Raw genomic sequence first — 6,305 nt, 5'->3', positions numbered from 1 at the left:
GGGGAGTAGTAGGGTGATGGGGTGGGTAGTGGGTAGTGGGTAGTGGGTGAAGCGGGAAGCGAACGGGTTACGTTGGGGTGCTCAGGTTTTTTTGGGGCGGTTGGGGTCGATTAGCTGGAGGGCGCTGTTGAAGAACTGGCGGCTGATGCCGTAGGTGACCAGGGCTGAGGTGGTGAGGTTAGTAAAGGCCAGCATGAACATGATTAGCATTTGGTAAAGTGCAGCGGTGAAGGGCTCGGCCCCGCCCAGCAGCTGGCCGGTGATGATGCCGGGTAGGGTGACTAGGCCGACGACCATCATCTGGTTGATGGTGGGGATGAGGCCGGCCTTAATTGCTTCACGGCGGTAGGCTGAGATGGCCTGGCTGGGGGTAGCGCCTAGGCTCAGGTGAGTTTCGATTTCGGTGCGGCGATTGCGCAGGGTGCTGACCAGGCGTTCGCCCGCGATCGCGGCGGCATTCATGGCATTGCCGTAGACAATACCGGTGAGCGGTATCAGATAGCGGGGCTCGTACCAAGGGTCGGGGCGAATGACGAAGAGGCTGACATAGCCCATGGTAAGGGCGGCGCTGGTAAGGATACCCCCCCACAGCCAGGGCAGCAGTCGCGGCAGGCTGCGATCAATGCGGTTACGGGCGACTAGGGCCGCAATCGTCAGCATGACCGCGAGGACAGCTAAGACCCCGAAGGGATTGCGCCAGGCAAAGATAATAGAGAAAAAGAAGCCGACAGCGGCCAGCTGGAGAACGGTGCGGGCACTGGCGATCGCGATTGTTCCCGACAGGCCTAGCCGCTGCCAGCTGGACAGCCCCAGCGCGGCGGCGACCAGTCCCAGGGCCCAAGCCATGCGCAGCAGGTCAAGCTCGATTGAGTCGTTCATATACCGTGCCCGAATAGGAACAATCCCCAGAATAGGGCCTATGGTCTGCGCTAGCATTGGGGCTAGCTGAGCTCAGTCTAGCTGCGGACAGGAGCAGCCTGATTAAACGCTTTTTTCTCTAGCAGCGGATAATAGTATGGTGAAGCTCTGACTTGGTGTGCGCGAGTGAGTAAAATTCCCCCCCTAGATTTGACCCGGCAGTATGCCACGATTGAGGCTGAGATCAGCCAGGCGGTCACAGCGGTGCTGGCATCTGGTCAGTATATCAATGGCCCGGTGGTGCAGCACTTTGCCCAACAGTTTGGCGACTATATCGGGACGACGGACTGTGTGGTCTGCAACTCCGGCACCGATGCGCTCTATTTGGCCTTGCGAGCGTTGCAAATTGGCCCCGGCGATGAGGTGATCACCTCCCCTTTTACGTTTATCGGTACGGCGGAGGCCATCAGTGCGGTCGGTGCGACGCCGGTTTTTGTCGATGTTGATCTGGATGGTCTAAACCTGGACCCGGCCCAGATTGAGGCGACGATTACCAAGCGGACGAAAGCGATTATGCCGGTCCATCTGTTTGGCCGACCAGTGGATATGGACGCATTGATGGCGGTGGCGCAGGCCTACCAGATTCCGGTAATTGAAGACTGCGCCCAGGCGGTGGGTGGGCAGTGGGGACCGCAGCGGGTTGGCGGCATTGGCCGGGTTGGCTGCTTTAGCTTTTTTCCAACCAAGAATTTGGGGGCCTGTGGCGATGGCGGCGCGCTGACGACGAACGATCCGGCCCTGGCCGAAACGGCGCAAATGCTGGCCGCCCACGGCAGCCGCAGCCGCTATCGGCATGAGGCCATCGGCATCAACAGCCGCCTTGACGCCGTGCAGGCGGCGATTCTCCAGGTGAAGCTGCAATATTTAGACCGGTGGAATCAGCAGCGACAGGTGGTGGCTGAGCGCTATACGCAGCTGTTGGGGCTATTGCCGGGGATTCAGGTGCCCGGAGCCCCGTCTATGGGCAAAAGCGTCTGGCATCAGTATACGGTGCTACTGAAACCGTCTGAGGCAGGCAGCTACCGCGATCGCGTCCGTCAGCTGATGCAGGATCAGGGGGTGGCCACGATGGTCTACTATCCCATTCCGCTGCACCGACAGCCGGTCTACCAAAGTCTGGGCTACGGGGCTGGTACCTTCCCCAGGGCTGAACAGGCGGCGGGTCGGGTCTTAGCCCTGCCAATGTTTCCAGAGCTAACGGCAGAGCAGCAGGCACAGGTGGTTTATGTGCTCAAGGATGCGATCGCGGCGGCCTGAAGGGGGGAGAGGCTGAAGAGGAAAGAGGAAAGAGAGTTGGGTAGGGGCATGGTTACCCTGTCCTGACAGGGGACGGGTAAATTCCTATGAATATATTTTGATTCATAGATATGCCTATATACGGACTCGTCAAGCTGTAGTTTTGTATACTATTATTTGAACTATGGTTAAGAACCATTTCAAATATTGTTGTCGCCAACCTGACTACGATGTTTGACTGTGCATCTAATGGCGCTGTGACACTCGCGAATCGGATGCGCTGTGCTCCTGGAGATACCTGAAGACATTAGAAGAGAGGCTGCTGACAGGCTTTGAACTCATCCGACCCGCACCGTACCCGCCGCTATGACTCTGCTACCATTGCTCGCTACTACTGGCGACGGCCCTGGACCGCACTTTGGCGAGCCTTGACGATAGTTTGGCTGCTGGGGGGATTTGCCCTAGGGTTACTGAGCGATCGCTGGCTGGGGCGTAGCGTTGCAAATCAGTCGCGACGGGCTGTGCAGATTCGAAAGATTTTAACTCGGCTGGGGCCGACCTTTATCAAAGTAGGTCAGGCGCTCTCAACCCGACCCGACCTGATTCGGCCCGATTTTCTGGAGGAGCTGATTAAGCTACAGGATCAGCTGCCGCCTTTTTCCAATGAGGTTGCCTATCGGATCATTGAGCGAGAGCTGGGCCGGACGCCGGATGAGGTGTACAGCTTTATTTCTGACCAGCCGGTGGCCGCGGCCAGCCTGGGGCAGGTTTATCAGGCCCGGCTCTACAGCGGCGAAGAGGTGGCGGTCAAGGTGCAGCGGCCCAACCTGCTGCCACTGCTCAGCCGCGACCTGTTTTTAATGCGCTGGGCGGCGGGCTGGATTGGGCCGTTTTTGCCGCTTAATTTAGGCCACGAGCTGACGCTGATCGTGGACGAGTTTGGCAGCAAGCTGTTTGAAGAGATTGACTACATGAACGAGGGTCGCAACGCTGAGAAATTTGCGGCCAATTTTCAGAACGATCCGCGGGTCAAGGTGCCGGCGATCTACTGGCGTTATTGCAGTGCGCAGGTGCTGACCATGGAGTGGATCAACGGCTTTAAGCTGACGGATACGGCGCAGGTGAGTCAGGCTGGGCTGAATACCGATACCCTCATTGAAGCTGGGGTGACGGCCGGTCTGCGGCAGCTATTGGAGTTTGGTTTTTTTCACGCCGACCCGCATCCCGGCAACCTGTTTGCGATGCCAGACGGCCGCATGGCCTTTATTGACTTTGGCATGATGGATCAGCTCGACATGACGACCAAGGAGACGCTGGTCGATGCGGTTGTGCATCTGATTAACCAAGACTATGCCAACCTGGCGGATGATTTTGTCAAACTGGGTTTCCTGACGCCAGACATTGACCTGATGCCAATTGTGCCGGCTTTAGAAGCGGTGTTTCAAGATGCGATCGGGTCTAGCGTGGGCAGTTTTAACTTCAAGTCGATTACCGATAAGTTTTCGGAGCTGATGTATGAATATCCCTTTCGGGTACCGGCTAAGTTCGCGCTGATTATTCGCTCGCTGGTAACTCAAGAAGGGCTAGCCTTGAGCCTGAATCCCGACTTTAAGATTGTCGAAATTGCCTATCCCTATGTCGCCCGGCGGCTACTCACGGCGGAGACGACTTCGCTGCGGCGACGGCTGATCGAGGTTCTATTTAAGGACGGGCGGTTCCAATGGCAGCGGCTGGAAAATCTGCTGATGATTGCCCGCTCGGACGAAAAATTTGATCTGGTTCCGACCGCTGGGCTGGGGTTACAGTTTCTGCTTTCGGCGGAGGGTCAATACATTCGGCGGCTCATCTTGCTCGCCCTGACAGAGGATAACCGGCTGCATACGGAAGAGGTGCAGCGGCTGTGGTTGTTGGTGAAGGAAGACTTCCAGCCCAATCGGCTGCTTGATGTCGCCTGGGATGCGCTGACTGACTATTCTAGGGAGCGGGCTGCCGCGCTCGTGCCGGCAGCGGTCGGGAGCCTGGCGATGGCTTTCCAGCCGGCGTCAGACGGTGTAGGCTAGTTAACATTGCTTTACAATATTGCCCCGCTCAGGAAGCCTTAAACCATGTCCTATATCGATCAGTTTCAACCCCCTTACTTTTTGCTGCTGGCAGGACTGCTGATCTCGCTGACCTCTGGTGCTGCCTTTAGCCAGGTGCTGAAGCAGACTGTGAATGACTGGTATGAGAAGCGTTCTACTCGCTCGCTGGCGAAGCTTCAGGGCATCGATGTTCAGCTCCCTTTTCTGGGCATCTGCATGGGCATCTGCATTTTCCTAGCCTCAGGGTTGAGCATTTTTGGCTTTTCGGGCTGGGTGTCCTACGGCTTTTCACTGCCGCTGACGCTGCTGAGCGCGGGGCTGATCTGGACTCAGCTGAAGAGCAATCTGGCGATTTTAGAGGGCGGCAATGCCCGCGCGTTTGAGCTGGATATTTTTTAGGGCTGTTGGTGGGCAATGGGCTGACGCAGCCAAAGGTGGCTCAGAGTGATACTGAGGCGCTGGAAGATCCTCTGCGTCCCCGATCAAGTTCCCCATTACAGCCAGGTTAAGTCCTTACAGGATGTTGCCCACCAAAACACTTTCAGCCGTAATACATAGAGCTTTCTAGAGATATTCCCCTGTTCCTTTTTGATCTCTGTCTTGAGAGTGACGAGAATCCCCAAAACACTTTTTAGGCTTGGCTCAGAACATCGTAATTTTACCTAGAAAGGAGAATGAAAGTATGGCTACGACCATGAACAAAGCCCAAAGTAATACAGGCACTGAAAATCGTCACTTTGACCTGGTTAGCGTCCTCTACCACAGTCTGGAAGGAGGAGCAGTCTACGAACAGTACATCCAGGATGCCAAGGAAGCAGGCGATCAGGATCTTACTAATTTCTTTCAAGACGTAAAAGATACCAATTGCCGGTTAGCTGATCGAGCGCAAGAGCTTCTGAAGGCTCGATTAAATCAGGGATAAGTTCCCTTAGATACAGTAAGCGCAACAGATTAAGTAGGAGCAGGCCTATGGTCCCCTGTGAAGTTTGTGGCAATGAATATGATAAAGCCTTTGAGGTAGTGATGGCAGGCCAGTCTCATACCTTCGATAGCTTTGAGTGTGCCATTCATGCCCTAGCACCCCAGTGTGATCACTGTGGTTGTCGGATTGTCGGTCATGTGATCGAAGCAAAAAACGCTTTCTATTGTTGCGCTCACTGTGCCAGTAATGCTGGGGTCAGTGGCATCAAAGACCGGGCTTAATCAGTCGCTGGAGTGATTAAAGGACAGGGTGGGGCTGATCCTTTAGCTATAAATTCCTAGGCGAACTCTGTTGCAGTGGATGCACCCACCCTTGTTCTGGAATTCTTGAAGTTTTTAAAAGAGGCGGATAACCAATGAAATATAATGAATTTATCAGCGAAGTCCAGGATCGGGCTAGTTTAGACTCTCAGGCTCAGGCAGAACGAGCAACCCAGGCAACTCTTCAAACCCTAGCCGAGCGGATTAGTGGCGATGAAACGGATCATCTTTGTGCCCAACTTACTCAGGAATTAGCTCAGTACCTGCAACAGGGCAAGCAGGAGCCGAAGAGTGGTCAGGTTTTCTCTCTTGAAGAGTTTGTTCAACGGGTTAGCGATCGCGAACAGGTGACCCTTCCAGCTGCCACTCAGCATGCCCGTCTGGTTCTAGAAGTTTTGCAGAAAGCTGTCACCCCTGGCGAGATTTCAGACGTTCGGTCGAATTTGCCGGCAGACTTTGAGCCATTATTTAGCCCGGTGAGTTAGGTCCTGACCTTTGCAGGAATTTCAGATCTTTAGGAGGCGCATATGACGATTACTCGACAAGCAACCCTACGGAGTGCCGAAACCTTACGGGGATACAAAATTCATGCCAGTGATGGCGAAATCGGCAAGGTAGATCAATTCTTATTTGATGACGAGAGCTGGACGATCCGGTACTTGGTGGTGAACACCGGCAACTGGTTATTAGAGCGGCTAGTCGTAACTACTCAGGCTTAAAAAAATAGAGATTTTTTCAGGACTAAGCCAAACGAGAGGTAAGTTGTAATCAGCCAAGCAAGCGAGTATTGCAGCCGTGGGTAACCAGCAGTCAAACAAACAGCTCAGC

At 54.8% G+C, this 6,305-nt stretch carries 8 protein-coding genes; 7 read left to right on the top strand and 1 reads right to left on the bottom strand.

What is annotated here, in order from left to right; translation table 11 throughout:
* Positions 1-81 precede the first annotated feature (81 nt).
* Entirely contained in the window at positions 82-879 is a 798-nt protein-coding gene (locus IQ241_RS24670; RefSeq protein ID WP_193912388.1) for an ABC transporter permease, read from the bottom strand.
* Positions 880-1,044: 165 nt separating this feature from the next.
* Between IQ241_RS24670 and IQ241_RS24665 the strand changes: the two genes are divergently transcribed.
* The 7 genes from IQ241_RS24665 to IQ241_RS26875 all read left to right on the top strand — a co-directional run bounded on the left by IQ241_RS24665 (position 1,045) and on the right by IQ241_RS26875 (position 6,196).
* A complete protein-coding gene (locus tag IQ241_RS24665; protein WP_193912386.1) occupies positions 1,045-2,175 on the top strand; it encodes a DegT/DnrJ/EryC1/StrS family aminotransferase in 1,131 nt (376 codons plus the stop codon).
* Between the two features lie 311 nt (positions 2,176-2,486).
* Entirely contained in the window at positions 2,487-4,214 is a 1,728-nt protein-coding gene (locus IQ241_RS24660) for an ABC1 kinase family protein (protein WP_193912384.1), read from the top strand.
* Positions 4,215-4,259: 45 nt separating this feature from the next.
* Positions 4,260-4,634 carry a hypothetical protein gene (locus tag IQ241_RS24655; RefSeq protein WP_193912382.1) on the top strand — a complete coding sequence of 125 codons (375 nt, stop codon included), beginning with the start codon at positions 4,260-4,262 and terminating at the stop codon, positions 4,632-4,634.
* 283 nt (positions 4,635-4,917) lie between these two features.
* Entirely contained in the window at positions 4,918-5,157 is a 240-nt protein-coding gene (locus IQ241_RS24650) for a hypothetical protein (protein WP_193912380.1), read from the top strand.
* A gap of 47 nt (positions 5,158-5,204) precedes the next feature.
* Positions 5,205-5,438: a hypothetical protein gene (locus IQ241_RS26880; protein WP_390622495.1), complete on the top strand. Its 234-nt coding sequence runs from the start codon at positions 5,205-5,207 to the stop codon at positions 5,436-5,438.
* Between the two features lie 134 nt (positions 5,439-5,572).
* Positions 5,573-5,962, top strand: a complete 390-nt coding sequence (locus IQ241_RS24645; protein ID WP_193912378.1) for a DUF2267 domain-containing protein — start codon at positions 5,573-5,575, stop codon at positions 5,960-5,962.
* 42 nt (positions 5,963-6,004) lie between these two features.
* Positions 6,005-6,196, top strand: a complete 192-nt coding sequence (locus IQ241_RS26875) for a PRC-barrel domain-containing protein (protein WP_193912376.1) — start codon at positions 6,005-6,007, stop codon at positions 6,194-6,196.
* Positions 6,197-6,305 lie beyond the last annotated feature (109 nt).

Source organism: Vasconcelosia minhoensis LEGE 07310, from assembly GCF_015207255.1.
Taxonomy (GTDB): Bacteria; Cyanobacteriota; Cyanobacteriia; order Phormidesmidales; family Phormidesmidaceae; genus Vasconcelosia; species Vasconcelosia minhoensis.
The sequence above is the reverse complement of the archived record's forward strand: the minus strand, read 5'-3'. Positions and strand labels throughout refer to the sequence as shown.

Excerpts from the sequence above, each read along its gene's own strand:
- IQ241_RS24670 (WP_193912388.1), bottom strand. The coding sequence starts at position 879 with ATGAACGACTCAATCGAGCTTGACCTGCTGCGCATGGCTTGGGCCCTG.
- IQ241_RS24655 (WP_193912382.1), top strand. The coding sequence starts at position 4,260 with ATGTCCTATATCGATCAGTTTCAACCCCCTTACTTTTTGCTGCTGGCA.
- IQ241_RS24650 (WP_193912380.1), top strand. The coding sequence starts at position 4,918 with ATGGCTACGACCATGAACAAAGCCCAAAGTAATACAGGCACTGAAAAT.
- IQ241_RS26880 (WP_390622495.1), top strand. The coding sequence starts at position 5,205 with ATGGTCCCCTGTGAAGTTTGTGGCAATGAATATGATAAAGCCTTTGAG.
- IQ241_RS24645 (WP_193912378.1), top strand. The coding sequence starts at position 5,573 with ATGAAATATAATGAATTTATCAGCGAAGTCCAGGATCGGGCTAGTTTA.
- IQ241_RS26875 (WP_193912376.1), top strand. The coding sequence starts at position 6,005 with ATGACGATTACTCGACAAGCAACCCTACGGAGTGCCGAAACCTTACGG.